This is a genomic window from Streptomyces sp. NPDC029151 (genome assembly GCF_055564315.1).
Genome location: NZ_JBVHWQ010000003.1, coordinates 112,234 through 133,861, shown reverse-complemented (window position 1 = coordinate 133,861; position 21,628 = coordinate 112,234). Strand labels below are relative to the sequence as shown.

Below are 21,628 nucleotides of genomic sequence, written 5' to 3'. Positions count from 1 at the left end.
CCCCTGCCGGGCTCAGCCCGCGTACACCCGCTGGACGAACTCGGCCATCTGGTCGTCGGTGAGGTGGCGGGCGATGTCCGCCTCGCTGATCATGCCGATCATGCGCTTGTCCTCGATCACCGGCAGGCGCTTGATCCGGTGGTCCTCCATCTCCCGCAGGACGTCGGAGACGTCGGAGCCGGCGTCGATCCAGCGCGGGGTGCCCTCGCACAGATCGCCGCACCGGACGCGCGCGGGGTCGTGGCCCGCGGCGACGCACTTCACGACGATGTCGCGGTCCGTGATGATGCCGCACATCCGGTCGTGATGGTTCGGGTCGCTGACCGGCAGCGCCCCCACCTGGTGGTCCCGCATCATCTGTGCGGCGCGGTCCAGCGTCTCGGACGCGGGGATCCACTGGGCTCCCGGGCTCATGATGTCCTTGGCGGTCGTCATCGTCCGTCTCTCCTCCGTCGTGTGGGGTTGGGATCGTCTGTGTCTGTGCGGCGCCTCCGTGTGAGCGGGACCGTTCCCGTCAGCCGAGCCGGTGCGAGGTCACCGTGAACTGGGCGCCGTCGGGGTCGCGCAGGACCGCCTCGTCCTCGCCCTCCGCCAGGACGCTGCCGCCGTGCTTCTCCGACGCGCGGGCGCAGGCCTGGACATCGGTCACCTTGAAGTGCACCTGCCAGTGCGCCCGGACCGAGGGGTCGGGCGGCGCCTCCACCGAGCCCGACTCGATGCGGGCCACGACGGAGCCCCCGCTGCGCAGCAGCACCGATTCCTCCGCGTACTCGACCTCGCAGCAGCCGGGGCGGCCCGAGGCCCAGTCCAGGATCTGGCCGTAGAAGATCACGGAGTCGAAGGCGTCGCGGGTGTGGAGGGTGATGAACGTCGGTGCCGCCCGCCGCCACGCCTCCCACTCGGTGACGAGCTTGCCCTGCCACACCCCGAACGCCGCTCCGTCGCGGTCGGCGAGCAGCGCCGCCCTGCCGGGAGGGAAGGAGATCGGCCCGACCGCCACCGTGCCGCCGCGCTCCCGGGTGCGGGACGCGGCCTCGTCGGCGTCCGTCACGGCGAAGTACGGCGTCCAGGCCGCGGTCCGCTGGCCCACCGCGGCCACCGCGGCGATCCCCGCGACCGGTATCCCGTCCTTCAGCGCGGTCCGGAAGTGCTCGCCCAGGCGGGCCTGGCGGCACCGCCAGCCCAGCACGGCGCCGTAGAAGTCCTGGGTGGCGTCGAGATCGCGGCTCGTCAGGCTCACCCAGCACGGCGCACCGAACACCGAACTCGAGTCGACGTCATCCGTCGTACCGGGATCCGTCGTACCGAGATCCGTCGTACCGAGATCCGTCGTACCGAGATCCGTCGTACCGAGATCCGTCGTACCGACATCCGTCGCACCGGACGGGTCTGTCGTGCCGTGGTTCATGGCATCGCTCGCACCCTGGTCTCACAGACCGGCGGCCACCGCTCTGCCTTCCAGTGTCCGACGGGAACCCCGAGCCTGCACGCCGTGCCCGCCGGGGCACGGATCCCGTGGCATCCGGATCCCGTGGGACCCGGGCTCCCGCGGACGTGGGCCCCCGTCGGCGTCGGACGGTGGACGCCTACACTTTCGAGTGGCTGTTCCCCTGCGGGAAGGGACGTGCGGTGGCTGTGGTCACACCTGCGGACGGCGGCGATCCGGGGCTCTTCACCCCCGCCTCCGTGACCTGGCAGATGCACGGCGACCCCATGATGTGGGTCGCCGGCGTCCGCGCGCTCTACCTCCAGGCCCTGCACCCGCGGGCGGTCAGGGGCGTGATGCAGAACTCCGACTTCCGGCGCGACGCCTGGGGCCGGCTGATGCGCACCGCCGACTTCGTGGGGACGACGACGTACGGCACCACCGAGGCCGCCGAGCGGGCCGGGGCCCGGGTGCGCAGGATCCACCGCATGCTCACCGCCACCGATCCCGACACCGGTGAGCGCTACGGCGTCGACGATCCGGAACTGCTGCTGTGGGTGCACTGCGCGGAGATCGACTCCTATCTGCACGTCCTGCGCCGCTCCGGTTTCCCGCTCACCGACGGCCAGGCCGACCGGTACGCAGCCGAACACCGCGCCAGCGCCCGCCTGGTGGGCCTCGACCCCGGGACCGTGCCCGGGAGCCGCGCGGAGCTGGCCGCGTACTTCGCGGCGGTCCGGCCGCGGCTGGCCGCCGGTCCCGACGCACGCGCGGTGGACGACTTCCTGCTCCGCCCGCCGGTCCACGCCGTCCTCGTCCCGGCACGGGAACTGCTGTGGCGGCGGGTGGCCCTGCTGGCGTACGCGGCGCTGCCGCCGTACGCCCACGAGCTGTACGGCAGGCCGGCCCCCGCGCCCGCCACCGTCACCCGCCGGCTGCGGACCGCCGGCGCCCTGCTCCGCCGTGTCCCCGCACGGCTGCGCTGGCAGCTGCCCCCGAAGCACATCCTGCGGGCCATGGAACGCCTCGGCCCGGGTGCGCGCCCGGCACCGGAGAAGGTACCGGCAGTACCGGAGATCCCGGCAGCACCGGCGGTTCCGGCACCGGAGGGCGCACCGGCGGCGCCGAGGGCGGCGGAAGCGGGGGAGTGACCCGGTCCCGTCCGCCTCTGGCCGCGTGGATCACCGCGTGCTACGAAGGACCATGCCCGCGAACGAGACACCCCGCGCCTACGACGCCGTCATCGTCGGCGGCGGCCACAACGGCCTGGTCGCCGCCGCCTACCTGGCCCGGGCCGGCCGCTCGGTGCTGGTACTGGAACGCCTGGACCACACCGGCGGCGCTGCCGTCTCCACCCGCCCGTTCGCCGGGGTCGACGCCCGGCTGTCGCGCTACTCCTACCTGGTCAGCCTGCTGCCACCCAAGATCGTCCGCGATCTCGGGCTGGACGTCCGGCTCCGCTCCCGCACCATCTCCTCGTACACCCCGGCCGAGCGGGCGGGCCGGCCGACCGGGCTCCTCGTCGGCGGGGGCGAACAGCGCACCCGGGAGGCGTTCGCCCGGCTCACCGGCGGCGACCGCGAGTACGAGGCCTGGCAGCGCTTCTACGGCATGACGGGCCAGGTCGCCCGGCGCGTCTTCCCGACCCTCACCGAACCCCTGCCCACGCGGGAGGAACTGCGCCGCCGCATCGACGACGAGGCCGCCTGGCGGGCCCTGTTCGAGGAACCGGTCGGTGTGGCGATCGAGGAGAACTTCGCCGACGACCTGGTCCGGGGTGTCGTCCTCACCGACGCGCTCATCGGCACCTTCGCCGACGCCCACGACCCCACCCTCGTCCAGAACCGCTGCTTCCTCTACCACGTCATCGGCGGCGGGACCGGTGCCTGGGACGTGCCCGTCGGCGGCATGGGCGCCCTCACCGACGCGCTGGCCGCGGCGGCGCGCGCGGCGGGGGCGCGCATCGCCACCGGGCACGAGGTGGTCCGCGTCGACACCGACGGGCACACCGCCGAGGTCGCCTACCGCACGGCCGAAGGAGAGGGCGTCGCCACCGCCCGGCACGTCCTGGTGAACGCCTCCCCCCGGGAACTGGCCGCCCTCACCGGCGACCCGGCACCCGAACCCGCCGAGGGCGCCCAGCTCAAGGTCAACATGCTGCTGACCCGGCTGCCCCGACTGCGCGACCCGGACACCGACCCGCGCGAGGCCTTCGCCGGGACCTTCCACATCGCCGAGGGCTACCGGCAGCTGGCCACCTCCCACGCCCAGGCCGCCGCCGGCGAACTGCCCGCCGCGCCCCCCTCGGAGATCTACTGCCACTCCCTGACCGACCCCACGATCCTCGGCACCGACCTCGCCGAGCGCGGATACCAGACGCTCACCCTGTTCGGCCTGCACGCACCGGCCCGGCTCTTCGACCGGGACAACGACGGCGCCCGGGAGGAACTGCTGGCCTCCACCCTCGGCCAGCTCGACGCCCACCTCGCCGAACCTCTCGCGGACTGCCTGGCCACCGACGCCGACGGCCGCCCCTGCATCGAGGCGAAGACCCCGCTCGACCTCGAACGCGACCTGCGGCTGCCCGGCGGCAACATCTTCCACCGGGCCCTGTCCTGGCCGTACGCCGAGGAGGGCGGCGGCCGCTGGGGCGTGGAGACGCGGCACGCCAACGTCCTGCTGTGCGGGGCGGGCGCGGTACGCGGAGGCGGGGTGAGCGGGGTGCCGGGGCACAACGCGGCGATGGCGGTGCTGGAGCGGCCCTGACCGCCGACGCGCCGGCCCTCAGTCGGCGGACCGCAGCCAGCCGGCCGCCGTGATCCGCGCCGCGTCCGCCGGCCGGGCCCCGTCGAACAGCACCGTCCCGCCCGCCTCGACGCGCAGCGCGTCCACGTACGCGCCCCGGCCGACGTACAGCCGGTCGGTGGTGTACCGCCAGCGCACGGCGAGCCGCGGGGCGGCCGGCAGGGCGGCGGTCACCCGGTGCCAGACCCGCCCCGACCAGCCGGTGACCACGCCCGCCGGGTGCTGCCCGGGGTCCTCGCCGTGGCGGGTGGTGCTGAACGGGACCGGCTGCCAGGTGGTGCCGCCGTCCGCCGTGTGCTCCAGCACCACCGCGTCGGAGTCCGGCTCGGTGTCCCACCACAGGGCGCAGCACAGCCGGGCCGCGCCGGCGGAGGTGTCCAGCGCCGGGAGCGTGAGCGTCGCGGCCGTGGCGCTCGCCATGCCGGAGAACCAGGCGGTACGGCCGCGCGCCGGGCGGACCGGTACCGCACGGGCGAGGTGGTTGCCGGCGGCGACCCGGGGAGCGGAACCGGAGCGCCAGGTGCGCACGGGGTGCACGGAGTTGCCGAGCACGACCAGGAACGAGTCGGTCGTGGGATCGAGCACCAGTGAGGTGCCGGTGAAACCGGTGTGGCCCGCCGTGCGCGGTGTGGCCATCGCCCCCATGTACCAGTGCTGGTACAGCTCGAAGCCGAGCCCGTGCCCGTCGCCCGGGAAGGCCGTGTTGAAGTCGGTGAACATCAGGTCGACGGACTCGGGCCGCAGGATGCGCGCCCGGCCGTAGCAGCCGCCGTTGAGCAGCGTCCGGCCGAGCACCGCGAGGTCCCAGGCGTTCGCGAAGACGCCCGCGTGACCGGACACACCGCCCAGGCTGTACGCGTTCTCGTCGTGCACCTCGCCCCACACCAGCCCCCGGTCCAGCCCGGACCAGGGCCTGCGCGCGTCCTCGGTCGCCGCGATCCGCGGCTTCCAGGAGGCGGGCGGGTTGTAGCGGGTGCTGTCGAGGCCGAGCGGGCCGGTGACCTCCTCGGCCAGCAGCGCGTCCAGGGTACGTCCGGTGATCTTCTCCAGGACCAGGTGCAGGGAGATCAGGTTCAGGTCGGAGTAGAGGTAGGCGGTGCCCGGCGGGCTGAGCGGCGCCTGGTCCCAGATGAGCCGGAGCTTCTCCTCGTACGTCGGCGCGTCGTACAGCGGGATCCAGGAGCGGAACCCGGAGGTGTGGGTGAGGAGCTGGCGGACGGTCACGTCCTGCTTGCCCGCGCGGCCGAAGTCCGGGAGGTACGAGGCGACCGCGCGCTCCAGTTCCAGCGTGCCCCGCTCGATCTGCTGGACGGCGAGGACCGAGGTGAACAGCTTGGAGACGGAGGCGAGGTCGAACACCGTGTCCCGGGTCGTCGGGAGCTGCAGGTCGGGGGGCAGTTCGACGCCGGTGTCGGTCGTCTCGTCGTACCGGGCGTAGCGCACGGCCGTGCCGATCGGCTCGTGCAGGGCCACGGTGCCGCCGCGCCCGGCGAGCAGGACGGCGCCCGCGTACCAGGGGTGGCGGGGCGAGGCCGAGAGGAACGCCTCGGCGTCCGCGACGAGTCGGCGCAGGGGGGCGGGGAGCAGTCCGGCGCGCTCGGGGGAGCCGTGGCGCAGGGTGGGACGGCGGCCGGAGGCGGGTGCGGCCGCGGCCGGGGCCGCCGGGAGCGCGCCGAGGGCCAGCGCGCCGCCGGCGGCCAGGGAGCCCACGACGAGCCGGCGGCGGGTCGGTCCGCTCCCCGGTCTGCCCGCGGCTTCGTCCGTCATGGTGCGGCCTCCTGACTGAAAGAATCCTTCCGGGGCTGCGTCGCACCGTGAAACTTTCCTGTCACGTGGTGGGTGTGTCAACGGGGCGCGTGACCTTCTGGAAAAACTGACGGTCCATCAGGAAAAGTCTTCCGTCGTCCGGCCGCCTGCGGCATCCTGCGCCCATGCAGACGGAGCTGAGCGAGAGACTGGAAATCGAGCACGCCGTCTTCGGCTTCACGCCGTTCCCCGCCGTCGCCGCGGCCATCAGCCGGGCCGGCGGCTTCGGCGTGCTCGGCGCGGTCCGTTACACCGCCCCCGACGACCTCAAGCGCGACCTCGACTGGCTCGACGCACACACCGGCGGCCGGCCCTACGGGCTCGATGTGGTCATGCCCGCCCGGAAGGCCGAGGACCCGGAGGGCCGGACACTGACCGAGGCCGACGTCGAGGCGATGATCCCGGAGGAGCACCGGCGGTTCGTCCGCGACACCCTCGCCGCGCACGGGGTGCCGGAACTGGCCGAGGGCGAGGCGTCCGGATGGCGCATCACCGGCTGGATGGAGCAGGTCGCCCGCACCCAGCTCGACGTCGCCTTCGACCACCCGATCCGGCTGCTGGCCAACGCCCTCGGCTCCCCGCCCGCCGACGTCGTCGCACGCGCCCACGTCCGGGACGTCCTGGTCGCCGCGCTCGCCGGAAGCGCCCGGCACGCCACGAAGCACCAGCAGGCGGGCATCGACGTCGTCGTCGCCCAGGGCTACGAGGCCGGCGGCCACACCGGGGAGATCGCGACCATGGTGCTCACCCCCGAGATCGTGGAGGCCGTCGACCCGCTGCCCGTCCTGGCCGCGGGCGGCATCGGCAGCGGCCCGCAGGTGGCGGCCGCGCTCACCCTCGGAGCCCAGGGCGTATGGCTGGGCTCCGTGTGGCTGACCACCACAGAGGCGGAGCTGCACTCGCCCGCCCTGACCCGCAAGCTGCTCGCCGCCGGCTCCGGGGACACCGTCCGCTCCCGCGCCCTGACCGGGAAGCCCGCCCGCCAGCTCCGTACCGCCTGGACCGACGCCTGGGACGACCCGGCCGGACCCGGCCCCCTGCCCATGCCCCTGCAGGGCCTGCTGGTCGCCGAGGCTGTCTCCCGCATCCAGAAGCACGAGGTCGAGCCCCTGCTCGGCACCCCCGTCGGCCAGATCGTCGGCCGGATGACCGCCGAACGCAGTGTCCAGGCTGTCGTCGACGACCTCACCCGCGGCTTCGAACGGGCCGTGGACCGCATCAACCGCATCGCCGGAAGGAGCGGACAGCCGTGAGCGCGCCCGCCAGCACACCCCCCGCCGGTTTCTGGGCCCAGGCCGCCCACGACCCCGGCCGCACGGTCCTGATCGCGCCGGACGGCGGCGAGTGGACGGCCGGCCGGCTGCACGCCGCCGCCAACCGCCTCGTCCACGGGCTGCGCGCCGCCGGACTGCGCCGCGGGGACGCCCTGGCCGTCGTCCTGCCCAACGGCCCCGAGTTCCTCACCGCCTACCTCGCCGCCGGCCAGGCCGGTCTCTACCTCGTCCCCGTCAACCACCACTTCGTCGGCCCGGAGATCGCCTGGATCGTCGCCGACTCGGGTGCCAAGGTCCTCATCGCCCACGAGAGGTTCGCCGGCCCGGCCCGCGAGGCCGCCGACGAGGCCGGGCTGCCGGCGAGCCACCGGTACGCCGTCGGCCCGGCCGAGGGCTTCCGGCCGTACGCCGAACTCCTCGCAGGGCAGCCCGAGTCGGCCCCCGCGGACCGGGAGCTGGGCTGGGTCATGAACTACACCTCCGGCACGACCGGCCGCCCGCGCGGCATCCGCCGGCCGCTGCCCGGCAAACGCCCCGAGGAGTCCTACCTCGGCGGTTTCCTCGGCATCTTCGGCATCAAGCCGTACGACGACAACGTGCACCTCGTCTGCTCGCCGCTGTACCACACCGCCGTCCTCCAGTTCGCCGGCGCGTCCCTGCACATCGGGCACCGCCTGGTGCTGATGGACAAGTGGACACCGGAGGAGATGCTTCGTGTCATCGACGCCTACCGGTGCACCCACACCCATATGGTCCCGACCCAGTTCCACCGGCTGCTGGCACTGCCGGACGAGGTCAAGGCCCGCTACGACGTCTCCTCCCTGCGGCACGCCATCCACGGCGCCGCGCCCTGTCCCGACCATGTGAAACGCGCGATGATCGACTGGTGGGGCCACTGTGTGGAGGAGTACTACGCCGCCAGCGAGGGCGGCGGGGCCTTCGCCACCGCCGAGGACTGGCTGAAGAAGCCCGGCACCGTCGGCAAGGCCTGGCCCATCAGCGAACTCGCGGTCTTCGACGAGGACGGCAGACGGCTGCCGCCCGGTGAACTCGGCACCGTCTACCTGAAGATGAACACCGGCGGCTTCTCCTACCACCAGGACGAGGCGAAGACGCGGAAGAACCGCATCGGCGACTTCTTCACCGTCGGCGACCTCGGCTACCTGGACCAGGACGGCTACCTCTTCCTCCGCGACCGCAAGATCGACATGATCATCTCCGGCGGGGTGAACATCTACCCCGCCGAGATCGAGTCCGCCCTGCTGGCCCATCCAGCCGTCGCCGACGCCGCCGTCTTCGGCATCCCGCACGACGACTGGGGCGAGGAGGTCAAGGCCGTGGTCGAACCCGCTCCCGGCCACGAGCCCGGCCCCGGGCTGGTCGCCGCGCTCCTCGGCCACTGCGCCGGGCGGCTGGCCGGCTACAAGCGGCCCCGGAGTATCGACTTCATCGCCGAGATGCCCCGAGACCCCAACGGCAAGCTGTACAAGCGGCGGCTGCGGGACCCGTACTGGGAGGGACGCACACGCCCCGTGTGAGACGGATGTGGTCCCGCCCCATGGGGACGGGACACACACGGGAGCGCGGAATCAGCGCTCGCGCACGTGCACGACCCTGAGCGCGGGGGAGGACACGAGGTCCTTCTCTCAGAAGCGCGGTGTCACCCGCTTCCCCCGGGGAGAACAGCTCGATCGTGTTCCACGCGCCCAGGGCCTTCCGTTCCGCCCGGCACGGGCATCCGCCCGTCCTTCCGCACGAGGAACCGGTGCTCGCCGAGCGGGGAGTCCGGCGGGACGTCCCCCGCCCGCAGCCCGGTCACCGTGTCCGCGAGGGCCGTGGCGAAGCCCGGGGCACCGGGGTCGAGCGTGCTGGGGGTGTGGACCGGGTCCGCCGCGGAGAACGGCAACCTCCACCGCCGGGCGCTCGGCGTCGGCGCGCCGAGCCGCCGCCGGAAGCGGTCGAAGAGCAGCGCTCCCCGGCTGCCTGCGCCGGCGGTGCGGTCCCGGGCCGCGAGCACCGGGCACGCCCCGCAGACGTCGGCCTCCGTGCCGTCCGTGTTCCCGGCGACGCCGTCGGGCAGCGACGCGTGCTTGACCTGTCCCGGTGGCGGACCGAGGATCGTCAGTCATGACGCAGGGACAGGGCAGCACGGTCGACGGGGTGCTGCGGCGCAGTGCCCGGCGCACCCCGGCACGGATCGCGGTCGAGTACGGCGACCGCGCCTGGACGTACGAGGAACTGGACGCGGCCGTCTCGCGCGCGGCGACCGTCCTGCTCGCCCAGGGACTCACCGCCGGCGACCGGGTCGGTTCCTACGGCCACAACTCCGACGCCTATCTGATCGGCTTCCTGGCCTGTGCCCGCGCCGGCCTCGTGCACGTGCCGGTCAACCACGGCCTGACCGGCGACGACCTCGCCTACATCATCGGCCAGTCCGGCAGTTCCCTGGTCCTCGCCGACCCCGTTCTCACCGACCGGCTCCCCGCCGGCGTCCGCATGCTGCCGCTGCGTGACGCCGACGACTCGCTCCTGGCCCGGCTCGCGACGGCGCCCCCTTACGACGGCCCCGAACCGCGCACCGAGGACCTGGTGCAGCTGCTCTACACGTCCGGGACCACCGCGCTGCCCAAGGGCGCGATGATGACGCACCGCGCCCTGGTCCACGAGTACCTGAGCGCGATCACCGCCCTCGACCTCAGCGCCGGCGACCGCCCCGCGCACTCCCTGCCGCTGTACCACTCCGCGCAGATGCACGTCTTCCTGCTGCCCTGCCTGGCGGTCGGCGCCACCAACCTGATCCTCGACGGGCCCGACGGGGACCGGCTGTTCGACCTGATCGAGGCGGGACGGGTGGACAGCCTGTTCGCCCCGCCGACGGTCTGGATCGGCCTGTCCCGGCGCCCGGACTTCGCGACCCGGGACCTGTCCGGGCTGCGCAAGGCCTACTACGGCGCGTCGGTCATGCCGGTGCCGGTCCTGGAGCGCCTGCGCGAGCGACTCCCGGGGCTGGGCTTCTACAACTGCTTCGGTCAGAGCGAGATCGGTCCGCTGGCCACCGTCCTGGCGCCCGACGAGCACGAGGGCCGGATGGACTCCTGCGGCCGTCCCGTCCTGTTCGTGGACGCCCGGGTGGTCGACGAGGACGGCAAGGACGTCCCCGCCGGCACGCCCGGCGAAATCGTCTACCGCTCACCGCAGTTGTGCGAGGGCTACTGGGACAGGCCCGAGGAGACGGCGGAGGCCTTCCGCGACGGCTGGTTCCACTCCGGGGACCTCGCGGTGCGGGACGCCGACGGCTACCTCACCATCGTGGACCGGGTGAAGGACGTCATCAACTCCGGTGGCGTACTGGTGGCTTCACGCCAGGTCGAGGACGTCCTGTACACCCATGAGGCGGTCGCGGAGGCCGCGGTGATCGGCCTGCCCGACGAGCGGTGGATCGAGGCCGTCACGGCGGTCGTCGTCCCCCGCGGCGAGGTGACGGAGGACCAGCTCGTCCGGCACGTGAAGGAGCGGCTCGCGCCGTTCAAGGCGCCCAAACGGGTCCTGTTCGTCGACGAGTTGCCGCGCAACGCCAGCGGCAAGATCCTCAAGCGCGAGCTGCGGGACCGCTTCAGCGGCTAGCGGGGACCCGCTCCGGCAGCAGCGCGTCGGCGAGCAGCCGCCAGTACGGCAGGGCCGATGCGCCCGGCTCGACCCCGATCACCTGTACGGCCACATGGTCGGCGCCCGCGTCGACATGGCCGTGCAGCTTCCGTACGACGGTGTCCGGATCGCCCCAGAACACCAGGTCGTCCACGAAGCGGTCGCTGCCGCCGCCGGAGAGGTCGTCCTCCGTGTAGCCCAGCCGGCGGAACTTGGCGAGGTTGTACGGCGTCCGGAGGTAGCCCTGCAGGTGTTCGCGGGCAAGGGCGCGGGCGGTGGCCGGGTCGGACTCGAAGAGCACGGCGTGCTCGACGGCCAGGAAGGCGTCCGGGCCGAGGATCTCCCGGGCTCCGGCGGTGTGGGCCGTGTTCACGTGGTACGTCTGGGCGCCCTCGGCCCGGTCGCGGGCCAGCTCCAGCATCTTCGGCCCGTACGCCGCCAGCAGTCGCCTGACCGGAGTCCCGGGCCCGGGGTTGGGGGTCCGCAGGGTGTCCAGCTCGTCCAGGTAGGCCGACATGGCGGCCAGCGGCTTGACGCCCGGCCGGGGGTCGCCGCCGAAGCCGAGCCCGAGCACGTGCCGGCCCGGGTAGGCGTCCGCGAGCAGCGTGGCCGCGCCCTTCGTCCAGCGGGCCTCCCGGGACCAGATCCGCGCGATGCCGTTGACCACGTTCAGCCGCCGGGTCGAGGCGAGCAGCAGCCCGGCGTGCGTGAACGCGTCGCGGCCGAGCGCCTCGGGGACCCACAGCGCCCGCCAGCCCATGTCCTCCAGCTGCCGGGCCGAGTCCCGGAGCCGGGCGGCCGACTGGTGCTCGAAGTCGAAGGTGTAGATCCCGTACGTGCCGAGGTTCATCGGTGTGCCCCCTGTCGATTCGTTGATTCGTAATATTGCAGATTTTCGATATGAGTCGCAAGGGGGAGTGCGCGCGCCGAAGTCGGGAGGGGGTGAGCGGCCCGCCAGGGGCTGGGGAGTGCCTGGCCGGGCGGCTGGGGCGTGCCCGGCGAGTGGCCCGCGGGCGGCTGAGCCGTTCGGGTGACGCGTGGTCGGCTCGGCGACGCAGGGTCCGCACCGGGCGGCCCGGCTTCGGGAAGGATGGCGCCCGCACGCCGTCGCTCCTCGTGAAGGGACACCCGTCCATGCGTCTTCGCACCGCCGCGGTCGCCGCCTTCGGCGCCCTCGCCCTGGTCCTGACCGTCCCCGGCTCCGCCTGCGCCGCGGAGGGGGAGTTCGAGTACACCTACACCGGCCTGGACGGCGCGCCGCGGATCGCGGTGCTGGAGGATCCGCCGAACGGGGAGTGCGTCACCCTGCCGGAGGTGGCGGACCCGGGCGCCGGCTCGCCGGCCCACTCTCCGCGCAACCGCACGGACGCGCCCGCCGTGGTCTTCACGGAGCCGGACTGCGCGGGGGAGTCGTTCACGCTCCGCCCGCACACCGGACGCGGCGGCGAACGGCTCAGGCTCCGTTCCGTCCTGTTCCTCTGACTGTTCCTCTGGCAGCGGCCCGGGGGGGCGTTCTCCGGCGGCGGTGCGGCGGGCCCCGCGGTGGCGCCCCCTAGAGGGTCCGCCCCATTTCCGCGACCAGGTCGGCGATGCGCTGCTCGTCCCGCTTGTAGTGGGTCCACTTGCCCACCCGGGTCGCCCGGACCAGCCCCACGCGCTGGAGCTCCGCCATGTAGGCCGACACCGTCGACTGCGCCAGTCCGGCCTTGGCCTGGATGTGGCTCACGCACACACCCACCTCGGCCGGGTCCGCTACGGCGGCCTCCATCGGGAAGTGCCGCTCCGGCTCACGCAGCCAGCGCAGCATCTGCAGCCGCACCGGGTTGGACAGTGCCCGCAGCGCGTCGACCAGGTGAGGGTCCGGGGTGAGGGCGGTGTCCGTCATGCCTGCGGAGTATAGGCGCCGCCGACGATTCGAGGAACGTCGATGCGATCCGCCCGGTGCTCCCGTGCCGCGCCTGCGTTCCGCCCGGTGCTCCCGTGCCGCGCCTGCGTCACTCCGTCTCGCGCGGTCGCAGGTCCACGATGCGGCGGATCTTGCCCACCGAGCGCTCCAGCGACTCCGGCTCCACGATCTCCACGTCGGCCGACACCCCGATGCCGTCCTTGACCGCGGCGGCGATGGCCCGGGCGGCCGCCTGCCGCACCTCGGGCGGCGCGTCCGGGCGGGCCTCGGCCCGGACCGTCAGCGCGTCCAGCCGGCCCTCCCGGGTCAGACGCAGCTGGAAGTGCGGTGCCACGCCGGGCGTGCGCAGCACGATCTCCTCGATCTGGGTCGGGAACAGATTGACTCCGCGCAGGATCACCATGTCGTCACTGCGCCCGGTGATCCTCTCCATCCGCCGGAACACCCGGGCCGTGCCGGGCAGCAGCCGCGTCAGGTCCCGCGTCCGGTACCGGACGACCGGCATGGCCTCCTTGGTCAGCGAGGTGAACACCAGCTCGCCCCGCTCGCCCTCCGGCAGCACCTCACCGGTGATCGGATCCACGATCTCCGGATAGAAGTGGTCCTCCCACACATGGAGACCGTCCTTGGTCTCCGCGCACTCCTGGGCCACCCCCGGGCCGATCACCTCGGACAGCCCGTAGATGTCGACGGCGTCGATGGCGAACCGCTCCTCGATCTCCCGCCGCATCCGCTCGGTCCAGGGCTCGGCCCCGAAGACGCCCACCCGGAGCGAGGTGCCGCGCGGGTCCACGCCCTGCCGCTCGAACTCGTCCAGCAGGGTGAGCATGTAGGACGGGGTCACCATGATGACCGACGGGCGCAGGTCCTGGATCAGCTGCACCTGCCGGGCCGTCATGCCGCCGGACGCGGGGACGACCGTACAGCCGAGGCGCTCGGCGCCGTAGTGGGCGCCCAGACCGCCGGTGAACAGCCCGTAGCCGTACGCCACGTGGACGACGTCCCCCGGCCGGCCGCCGGCCGCCCTGATCGACCGCGCCACCATGTCGGCCCACAGGGAAAGGTCGTCGTCGGTGTAGCCGACCACCGTGGGGCGGCCCGTGGTGCCGCTGGAGGCGTGCAGCCGGCGGATCCGCTCCCGGGGCACGGCGAACATGCCGTAGGGGTAGTTCTCCCGGAGGTCGGCCTTGGTGGTGAAGGGGAAGCGGGCCAGATCGGCGAGCGAACGGCAGTCCTCCGGGCGGACGCCGGCCTTGTCGAAGGACTCCCGGTAGAACGGCACGTTCTCGTACGCGTGCCGCAGCGTGGAGCGCAGCCGCTCCAGCTGCAGCGTCCGCAGCTCCTCGGCTCCGAGCCGTTCGCCCGCGTCGAGCAGGTCCGTCACATCCGCCATCGCGACGTCTCCCTCACCAGCAGCACCAGGCGGCCGACCGATCATTCGGTCGACCCGTTCGGGGTCAGTAATCCAGGCCACGCGGCCGGAATCAAGAGGGCGGCCGGGATTTTCCGTGCGGTGACCCGGCCTCGCGTGATCTCCTGCGGTGGGATCCTCCGCGGCGTGATGCCCCGGCGGCCTGACCCCGGAACGGCGTTGCGCGCCCGGGGCGCCCGGCCCGATGATCAACGGCATGTCCACCTTCGCCACGACCGACGGCACCCGGCTCGCCTACCACCTGCGCGGTGAGGGCGAGCCGCTCGCCGTGCTGCCCGGCGGCCCGATGCGCGCCTCGGCCTACCTCGGCGACCTCGGCGGACTGACCGCCCACCGCCGGCTGGCCCTCCTCGACCTGCGGGGCACCGGTGACTCGCAGGTGCCGGCGGACCCGGCGACGTACCGCTGCGACCGGATGGTCGAGGACGTGGAGGCGTGGCGGGCCCACATGGGTCTGGAACACATGGATTTGGTCGCCCACTCGGCGGGTGCCGCCCTGGCGATGCTCTACGCGGCCCGCCACCCCCACCGGATCCGGCGGCTGCTGCTGATCACCCCCAACCCGTCCGCCCTCGGCCTGCGGGCCACGCCCGAGGACCGGCTGGCCGCGGCCCGGCTGCGCGCGGACGAGCCCTGGTTCGCGACGGCGTTCCCCGCGTTCCGGGCCTGGCTCCACGGGGAAGCCGAGTTCGACGACGTGTTCCTGCCGTTCTTCCACGGCCGCTGGGACGCCACCGCCCGCGCCCACACGGACGCCGAGCCGTAAGAGACCAACGAGGAGGCCGGCGAGCGCTACTTCGGCGAGGGCGCCTTCACCCCGGAGGCCACCCGGACCGCCCTCGCCGCCCTGACCGCGCCGGTCCTCGTGTACGCCGGCGAGGTCGACGGCGGTCCGCGCCCCGGCCTCGCCCGCCGCACCGCCGAGCCCTTCCCGGTCGCCGAGTGCACCGTCCAGCCCGGCGCCGCCCACTACCCGTGGCTGGACGACCCGGAGTGGTTCGTGCGCCGGACGCTCGCCTTCCTCGACCGCTGACCGGCCGCGCAGCGCCCGCCCCGGACGCTCCGGCGATCGGGCGGGCCGGTGTCCGGCCCCCGGCCGGTCGTGAAGTGAGGCACCCGTGGTCCTTCCATGCGGGCGGACGTCATCCTGAGTGGGTGAACGGCGCGGTCGTGCGCACAGAGTGATCGGCCCACGGCAGCCCGGGCTGCCAGGAACACCGCCCCGGACTACGGCTGCTCCGCCGCCACCGCCACCTCGCGTGCCCACCGGTAGTCGGCCTTGCCGCTCGGCGACCGCTGGACGGCGTCGGTGATCACCAGCTGGCGGGGGACCTTGTACCCGGCCAGGCGGGTACGGCAGTGGCTCTGGATGTCGGCGAGCGAGGGCCGCGGTGCTCCCGGGCGCAACTGCACCACGGCCGCCACATGGCTGCCCCACCTGCTGTCGGGCACACCGGCGACCAGCGCGTCGTACACGTCCGGGTGCGCCTTGAGCGCCTGCTCGACCTCCTCCGGGTACACCTTCTCGCCGCCCGTGTTGATGCACTGCGAGCCCCGGCCCAGGACGGTGACCACGCCGTCGGTGCCGACCGTCGCCATGTCGCCCAGCAGCACCCAGCGCTGCCCGTCCTTCTCGAAGAACGTCCCGGCCGTGGCCTCCGGGTCGTTGTAGTACCCGAGCGGGACATGGCCGTACTGCGCGACCCTGCCCACCTCGCCGGGCGCCACCGGCTCGTGTGTCACCGGATCCAACACGGCCGTGCGGGAGTTGACGTGGATGCGGAAACCGCGCTCGGGTCCCGCGTCCTCGGTCGCCGTGCCGTTGAAGCCGGACTCGGAGGAACCGAAGTTGTTCAGCAGCACCGCGTTCGGGAGCAGCTCGCGGAACTGCCGGCGCACCGTCTCCGACATGATCGCGCCCGACGACGAGACGCTGAACAGAGCCGAGCAGTCCGTGCCCTTCAACGGTCCGGCGAGCGCGTCGATCAGCGGCCGGAGCATCGCGTCACCGACCAGCGACATGCTGGTGACCCGCTCCCGCTCGACGGTCCGCAGCACCTCCTCCGGCACGAACCTGCGGTGCAGTACGACGCGTTGGCCGAAGTAGAAGCCGATGAACGCGGTGAGCGTCGACGTTCCGTGCATCAGCGGGGGAGTGGGGAAGAAGGTGATCCCGGCGCCGCCCACGGCGACCCGCCGCGCCAGCTCCTCCGGTGCCTTCACCGGCTCCCCGGTCGGCGCCCCGCCGCCCAGCCCGGCGAAGAACAGGTCCTCCTGACGCCACATCACACCCTTGGGCATGCCCGTCGTGCCGCCGGTGTAGATGACGAACAGGTCGTCCCCGGAGCGCGCGGGAAAGCCCCGCCCGGGCGACCCGGCGGCCTCCGCCTCGGTGAAGGGCACCGCTCCGGGTACGGGGTCGGGCGCGGCCCCGGCGAGGGGCGCCGCCGTCTCCACGGACGGCACCGCCTGTGCGGCCGATGGGCCCACCCGCAGCAGGTGCCGCAGCTTCGGCGTCCGCGGCAGCGCCCCCGCCACCCGGTCCTCGAACTCCGCGTCGAAGACCAGCGCGACCAGGTCGGCGTCCCGGTAGAGGTACACCAACTCGTCCTCGACATAGCGGTAGTTGACGTTCACCGGGACGATCCTGGCCTTCAGGCAGGCCAGCACCGTCTGCAGGTACTCGACCCCGTTGTACAGGTGCAGGCCCAGGTGTTCGCCGGGGCGTACGCCGCTGTCGAGCAGGTGGTGCCCGATGCGGTTGGCGGCGGCGTCCAGACGGGCGTAGGTCAGCCGGCGCTCCGCGCCCGTACCGGGATGGTCGAGGTACACGAGCGCCTCGCGGTCCGGGACCACGTCGACGACCGACTCGAACAGGTCGGCAAGGTTGTACTCCACCGCTTCCTCCTGACCCCGGCACGTCCTGGCGGCGAGAGGCGCATCCGTCGGTTCGCCGGTCATCAGAGCAAAGGGCGCCGCAACTGGGAAGGGCCCGCACCAGAAAATCTGACTGTCTGTCAGAAAACCCTTGAAGTGCCTCCCCGCCTCCTGCAACCTGTTCTCGTTCCGACCGAGGGGAGATGGCCCATGGGTGGGACGGAACACCTCACCGTGCGGCGGGAGGGCGCCACACTGGTGCTCACGCTCAACCGGCCCGACGCCAGGAACGCGCTCTCACTGGCGATGCTCGTCGGCCTGTACGACGGCTGGCTGGAGGCCGACGCGGACGACACGGTCCGCTCGATCGTGCTCACCGGGGCCGGCGGCGCCTTCTGCGCCGGCATGGACCTCAAGGCGCTGGCCGGCGACGGCATGCAGGGGCAGCAGTACCGCGACCGGCTGAAGGCCGACCCCGACCTGCACTGGAAGGCGATGCTGCGCCACCACCGCCCCCGCAAACCGGTGATCGCCGCCGTCGAGGGCCACTGCGTCGCGGGCGGCACCGAGATCCTCCAGGGAACGGACATCCGGGTCGCGGGCGAGTCCGCCACCTTCGGCCTGTTCGAGGTCAGACGCGGTCTCTTCCCGATCGGCGGCTCCACCGTCCGCCTCCCGCGCCAGATCCCGCGCACCCACGCCCTGGAGATGCTGCTCACCGGCCGCCCCTACAGTGCGCAGGAGGCCGCCCGTATCGGCCTGATCGGGCACGTCGTCCCGGAAGGCGGCGCACTCGGCAGGGCCCTGGAGATCGCCGACCGGATCAACGCCTGTGGTCCGCTGGCCGTGGAGGCCGTCAAGGCGTCGGTGTACGAGACCGCCGAGATGACCGAGACCGACGGTCTCGCCGCCGAACTCGCCCGGGGATGGCCCGTGTTCGACACCGCCGACGCCCGGGAAGGCGCCCGCGCCTTCACGGAGAAACGGCCCCCCGTCTACAGACGCGCGTGACCCTCCGCAGGGGCCGGCGGACGCCGGTCGCACCCGCCCCCCGGTCGCACCCGCCCCCCGGTCGCACCCGCCCCCCGGTCGCACCCGCCCCCCGGTCGCACCCGCCCCCCGGCCGCACCCGCCCCCCGGCCGCCCCCGGCCGGCCGGGCCCACGCGGCGGAGCCGCCCACGTCACGCCCCGCGCCCCCACCGCCGACCTCCCAAGGAGGCAGCCGATGCCAGACGTCCTCACCGCCCCGCTCGTCGTGGAGTTCCCCTTCACCCGCTCCCTCGGCCCCGTCCAGAGCGCCTTCCTCACCGGCCTGCGCGAGCGCGTCGTCCTCGGTGTGAGGACGAACGACGGCCGCACCCTCGTCCCGCCCGTCGAGTACGACCCCGTCACCGCCGAGGAGATCCGCGACCTCGTCGAGGTCGCCCCCACCGGCACGGTCACCACCTGGGCCTGGAACCCCGAACCCCGCCGCGGGCAGCCCCTCGCGACACCCTTCGCGTGGGTCCTGGTACGGCTCGACGGCGCCCACACCGCCCTCCTGCACGCCCTGGACGCCCCCGGACCCGACGCCGTGCGCACCGGGATGCGCGTCCGCGTGCGCTGGGCCGCCGAACGCTCCGGCGCCATCACCGACATCGCCTGCTTCGAACCGTACGACGGCGAGGCGGCCCGGCCCACGGGCCACAGCGGCGCGTTCGCGGACGCCGTCAGCGGTGTCGTCGTGCCCGCCCGCCTCGACTACACCTACTCCCCGGGACGCGCCCAGTCCGACTACATCCACGCCCTCGCCGAGCGGCGCACGGTCGGTGAACGCTGCCCCTCCTGCCGGAAGGTGTACGTCCCGCCGAGGGGTGCGTGCCCCACATGTGGCGTCGCCACCACGGAACACGTCGAAGTGGGTCCCCGGGGCACGGTGACCACCTTCTGCATCGTCAACATCAAAGCGAAGAACCTCGACATCGAGGTGCCCTACGTCTACGCGCACATCGCCCTGGACGGCGCCGACCTGGCGCTGCACGCCCGTATCGGCGGCATCCCCTACGACCAGGTGCGCATGGGCCTGCGCGTCGAACCCGTGTGGACGGAAGGGGCCCGCCACCCCGACCACTACCGGCCCACCGGCGAACCCGACGCGGAGTACGACACCTACAAGGAGCTGCTGTGACCAGCGAGGAAGCCCCCGGCCCCCGGGACGTCGCCGTCGTCGCCTTCGCCCAGACCGACCACCGGCGCTCCACCGTCGAGTCCTCCGAGGTCGAGATGCTCATGCCGGTCCTCCACGACGTCCTGGCCCAGGCCGGGCTGCGGACCTCCGACATCGGCTTCACCTGCTCCGGCTCCAGCGACTACCTCGCGGGCCGCGCCTTCTCCTTCACCCTCGCCCTCGACGGCGTCGGCGCCTGGCCGCCCCTGTCCGAGTCGCACGTCGAGATGGACGGCGCCTGGGCGCTGTACGAGGCCTGGACCAAGCTGCTCACCGGCGACGCCGACACCGCGCTCGTCTACTCCTACGGCAAGTGCTCGCCCGGCTCCCTGCGGGACGTGCTCACCCGCCAGCTCGACCCGTACTACGTCGCCCCCCTGTGGCCCGACGCCATAGCCCTCGCCGCCCTCCAGGCCCAGGCCCTCATCGACGCCGGACACACCGACGAACCCGCGCTCGCCGCCGTCGCCGCCCGCAGCAGGTCCGACGCCACCGCCAACCCCCACGCCCAGCTCACGGGCGACGTCCCGCAGGGCGACTACGTGGTACGCCCCCTGCGCACCGGCGACTGCCCGCCCGTCGGCGACGGCGCCGCCGCCGTGATCCTCGCGGCGGGGGAGCGGGCCCGCCGGCTGTGCGAGCGGCCCGCCTGGATCCGGGGCATCGACCATCGCATCGAGGCCCACGGCCTGGGCGTACGCGACCTCACCGACTCACCCTCCACCCGGCTCGCCGCCGAGAAGGCGGGCGCCTTCGAACGGCCCGTCGACACCGCCGAGCTGCACGCCCCGTTCAGCGCGCAGGAGGTGGTCCTGCGCCGGGCCCTGCGGCTGGACGACACCGTGCGCGTCAACCCCTCCGGCGGCGCGCTCGCCGCCAACCCCGTCATGGCCGCCGGACTCGTCCGCATCGGCGAGGCCGCCGCCCGCATCCACCGCGGCGCCTCCGACCGCGCCCTCGCCCACGCCACCTCCGGCCCCTGCCTCCAGCAGAACCTGGTCGCCGTCCTCGAAGGGGACCCACGATGAGCAAGGAACCCGTGGCCGTCGTCGGGATCGGCCAGACCAGGCACGTCGCCGCCCGCCGGGACGTGTCGATCGCCGGCCTCGTCCGCGAGGCCGCCCGGCGCGCGCTGGACGACGCGGCCCTGACGTGGACCGACATCGACGCCGTCGTCATCGGCAAGGCACCCGACTTCTTCGAGGGCGTCATGATGCCCGAGCTGTACCTCGCCGACGCGCTCGGCGCCGTCGGCAAACCCATGCTGCGGGTGCACACCGCCGGCTCCGTCGGCGGGTCCACCGCGCTGGTCGCCGCGAACCTGGTGGCCGCCCGCGTCCACGGCACGGTCCTCACCCTCGCCTTCGAAAAACAGTCCGAGTCCAACGCCATGTGGGGCCTGTCCCTGCCCATCCCCTTCCAGCAGCCCCTGCTCGCCGGAGCAGGAGGCTTCTTCGCGCCGCATGTGCGCGCCTACATGCGGCGCAGCGGCGCCCCCGACACCATCGGCACCCTCGTCGCCTACAAGGACCGGCGCAACGCCCTGAAGAACCCCTACGCACACCTCCACGAACACGACATCACCCTGGAGAAGGTGGTGGCGTCCCCCATGTTGTGGGACCCCATCCGCTACTCCGAGACCTGCCCGTCCTCCGACGGCGCCTGCGCCATGGTCCTCACCGACCGCGCCGGAGCCGCCCGCGCGCCCCGCCCGCCCGCCTGGGTGCTCGGCGGCGCCATGCGCAGCGAGCCCACCCTGTTCGCCGGCAAGGACTTCGTCTCCCCCCGGGCGGGCCGGGACTGCGCCGCCGACGTCTACCGGCAGGCCGGCGTCACCGATCCGCGCCGGGACGTCGACGCCGCCGAGATCTACGTGCCGTTCTCCTGGTACGAGCCCATGTGGCTGGAGAACCTGGGCTTCGCCGAAGAGGGCGAGGGCTGGAAACTCACCGAGTCCGGCGTGACCGAACTCGAAGGCGACCTGCCCGTCAACATGTCGGGCGGGGTGCTGTCCACCAACCCCATCGGCGCCTCCGGCATGATCCGCTTCGCCGAGGCCGCCCTCCAGGTCCGCGGTCAGGCCGGGGAACACCAGCTGGACCGGGCCCGCAGGGTGCTCGGACACGCCTACGGCGGCGGCTCCCAGTTCTTCTCCATGTGGCTCGTGGGCTCCACGCCCCCCGACTCCTGACCGCCCGCCGGGAACGCCCGGTCGGGAAGGCCCGGCCGGACTCCGGGAAGGTCGTCCCC

At 73.4% G+C, this 21,628-nt stretch carries 17 protein-coding genes and 1 pseudogene; 11 read left to right on the top strand and 7 right to left on the bottom strand.

The features are described from left to right. Positions 1-12: 12 nt before the first annotated feature. Positions 13-435 carry a CBS domain-containing protein gene (locus tag ACZ4VF_RS13540; RefSeq protein WP_467925832.1) on the bottom strand — a complete coding sequence of 141 codons (423 nt, stop codon included), beginning with the start codon at positions 433-435 and terminating at the stop codon, positions 13-15. Positions 436-514: 79 nt separating this feature from the next. Continuing rightward, positions 515-1,408 (bottom strand): VOC family protein, encoded by an 894-nt coding sequence (locus tag ACZ4VF_RS13535; RefSeq protein ID WP_467925830.1) that lies wholly within the window; start codon positions 1,406-1,408, stop codon positions 515-517. A gap of 290 nt (positions 1,409-1,698) precedes the next feature. On the opposite strand from ACZ4VF_RS13535, the gene ACZ4VF_RS13530 reads away from it, so the two are divergent. Both ACZ4VF_RS13530 and ACZ4VF_RS13525 read left to right on the top strand, forming a co-directional pair. Then, the gene (locus ACZ4VF_RS13530) at positions 1,699-2,577 is read left to right on the top strand and encodes an oxygenase MpaB family protein (RefSeq protein WP_467926558.1); all 879 of its coding nucleotides are present in this window, start codon (positions 1,699-1,701) and stop codon (positions 2,575-2,577) included. Positions 2,578-2,629: 52 nt separating this feature from the next. Next, positions 2,630-4,192 (top strand): phytoene desaturase family protein, encoded by a 1,563-nt coding sequence (locus tag ACZ4VF_RS13525; RefSeq protein ID WP_467925829.1) that lies wholly within the window; start codon positions 2,630-2,632, stop codon positions 4,190-4,192. Positions 4,193-4,210: 18 nt separating this feature from the next. Here the strand turns inward: ACZ4VF_RS13525 and ACZ4VF_RS13520 are convergent, their stop codons facing one another. Beyond that, positions 4,211-5,998, bottom strand: a complete 1,788-nt coding sequence (locus ACZ4VF_RS13520) for a serine hydrolase domain-containing protein (protein ID WP_467925827.1) — start codon at positions 5,996-5,998, stop codon at positions 4,211-4,213. A 164-nt stretch (positions 5,999-6,162) separates the two neighbouring features. Between ACZ4VF_RS13520 and ACZ4VF_RS13515 the strand changes: the two genes are divergently transcribed. The 3 genes from ACZ4VF_RS13515 to ACZ4VF_RS13505 all read left to right on the top strand — a co-directional run bounded on the left by ACZ4VF_RS13515 (position 6,163) and on the right by ACZ4VF_RS13505 (position 10,935). Further along, positions 6,163-7,290 (top strand): NAD(P)H-dependent flavin oxidoreductase, encoded by a 1,128-nt coding sequence (locus ACZ4VF_RS13515; RefSeq protein WP_467925826.1) that lies wholly within the window; start codon positions 6,163-6,165, stop codon positions 7,288-7,290. Further along, the gene (locus tag ACZ4VF_RS13510) at positions 7,287-8,849 is read left to right on the top strand and encodes an acyl-CoA synthetase (RefSeq protein ID WP_467925825.1); all 1,563 of its coding nucleotides are present in this window, start codon (positions 7,287-7,289) and stop codon (positions 8,847-8,849) included. The genes ACZ4VF_RS13515 and ACZ4VF_RS13510 overlap by 4 nt, the downstream gene beginning before the upstream one ends. A 589-nt stretch (positions 8,850-9,438) precedes the next feature. After that, complete coding sequence (locus tag ACZ4VF_RS13505) at positions 9,439-10,935, top strand: acyl-CoA synthetase (RefSeq protein WP_467925824.1); 1,497 nt, start codon at positions 9,439-9,441, stop codon at positions 10,933-10,935. On the opposite strand, the gene ACZ4VF_RS13500 is transcribed toward ACZ4VF_RS13505, so the two are convergent. Next, positions 10,925-11,806 (bottom strand): TIGR03620 family F420-dependent LLM class oxidoreductase, encoded by an 882-nt coding sequence (locus ACZ4VF_RS13500; protein WP_467925822.1) that lies wholly within the window; start codon positions 11,804-11,806, stop codon positions 10,925-10,927. The genes ACZ4VF_RS13505 and ACZ4VF_RS13500 overlap by 11 nt on opposite strands. A 284-nt stretch (positions 11,807-12,090) precedes the next feature. On the opposite strand from ACZ4VF_RS13500, the gene ACZ4VF_RS13495 reads away from it, so the two are divergent. Further along, positions 12,091-12,438 carry a hypothetical protein gene (locus tag ACZ4VF_RS13495; protein WP_467925821.1) on the top strand — a complete coding sequence of 116 codons (348 nt, stop codon included), beginning with the start codon at positions 12,091-12,093 and terminating at the stop codon, positions 12,436-12,438. 70 nt (positions 12,439-12,508) lie between these two features. Here the strand turns inward: ACZ4VF_RS13495 and ACZ4VF_RS13490 are convergent, their stop codons facing one another. Continuing rightward, the gene (locus ACZ4VF_RS13490; RefSeq protein ID WP_467925820.1) at positions 12,509-12,841 is read right to left on the bottom strand and encodes an ArsR/SmtB family transcription factor; all 333 of its coding nucleotides are present in this window, start codon (positions 12,839-12,841) and stop codon (positions 12,509-12,511) included. Between the two features lie 109 nt (positions 12,842-12,950). Then, the gene (gene paaK, locus ACZ4VF_RS13485) at positions 12,951-14,255 is read right to left on the bottom strand and encodes a phenylacetate--CoA ligase PaaK (protein WP_467925819.1); all 1,305 of its coding nucleotides are present in this window, start codon (positions 14,253-14,255) and stop codon (positions 12,951-12,953) included. Positions 14,256-14,490: 235 nt separating this feature from the next. Between paaK and ACZ4VF_RS13480 the strand changes: the two are divergent. Next, positions 14,491-15,327 (top strand): annotated as a pseudogene (locus ACZ4VF_RS13480) (alpha/beta fold hydrolase). Positions 15,328-15,521: 194 nt separating this feature from the next. Here ACZ4VF_RS13480 and ACZ4VF_RS13475 read toward each other — a convergent pair. Further along, positions 15,522-17,192: an acyl-CoA synthetase gene (locus ACZ4VF_RS13475; RefSeq protein WP_467925817.1), complete on the bottom strand. Its 1,671-nt coding sequence runs from the start codon at positions 17,190-17,192 to the stop codon at positions 15,522-15,524. Positions 17,193-17,381: 189 nt separating this feature from the next. On the opposite strand from ACZ4VF_RS13475, the gene ACZ4VF_RS13470 reads away from it, so the two are divergent. The 4 genes from ACZ4VF_RS13470 (at position 17,382) to ACZ4VF_RS13455 (ending at position 21,569) form a co-directional block, all read left to right on the top strand. Continuing rightward, the gene (locus ACZ4VF_RS13470; RefSeq protein WP_467925816.1) at positions 17,382-18,182 is read left to right on the top strand and encodes a crotonase/enoyl-CoA hydratase family protein; all 801 of its coding nucleotides are present in this window, start codon (positions 17,382-17,384) and stop codon (positions 18,180-18,182) included. A gap of 215 nt (positions 18,183-18,397) precedes the next feature. Then, positions 18,398-19,339 carry a Zn-ribbon domain-containing OB-fold protein gene (locus ACZ4VF_RS13465; RefSeq protein WP_467925814.1) on the top strand — a complete coding sequence of 314 codons (942 nt, stop codon included), beginning with the start codon at positions 18,398-18,400 and terminating at the stop codon, positions 19,337-19,339. Beyond that, positions 19,336-20,406 carry a thiolase domain-containing protein gene (locus ACZ4VF_RS13460; RefSeq protein ID WP_467925813.1) on the top strand — a complete coding sequence of 357 codons (1,071 nt, stop codon included), beginning with the start codon at positions 19,336-19,338 and terminating at the stop codon, positions 20,404-20,406. Before ACZ4VF_RS13465 ends, ACZ4VF_RS13460 begins: the two co-directional genes overlap by 4 nt. Continuing rightward, positions 20,403-21,569, top strand: coding sequence for a thiolase domain-containing protein (locus tag ACZ4VF_RS13455; protein WP_467925812.1), 1,167 nt, complete (start codon positions 20,403-20,405; stop codon positions 21,567-21,569). Before ACZ4VF_RS13460 ends, ACZ4VF_RS13455 begins: the two co-directional genes overlap by 4 nt. Positions 21,570-21,628 lie beyond the last annotated feature (59 nt).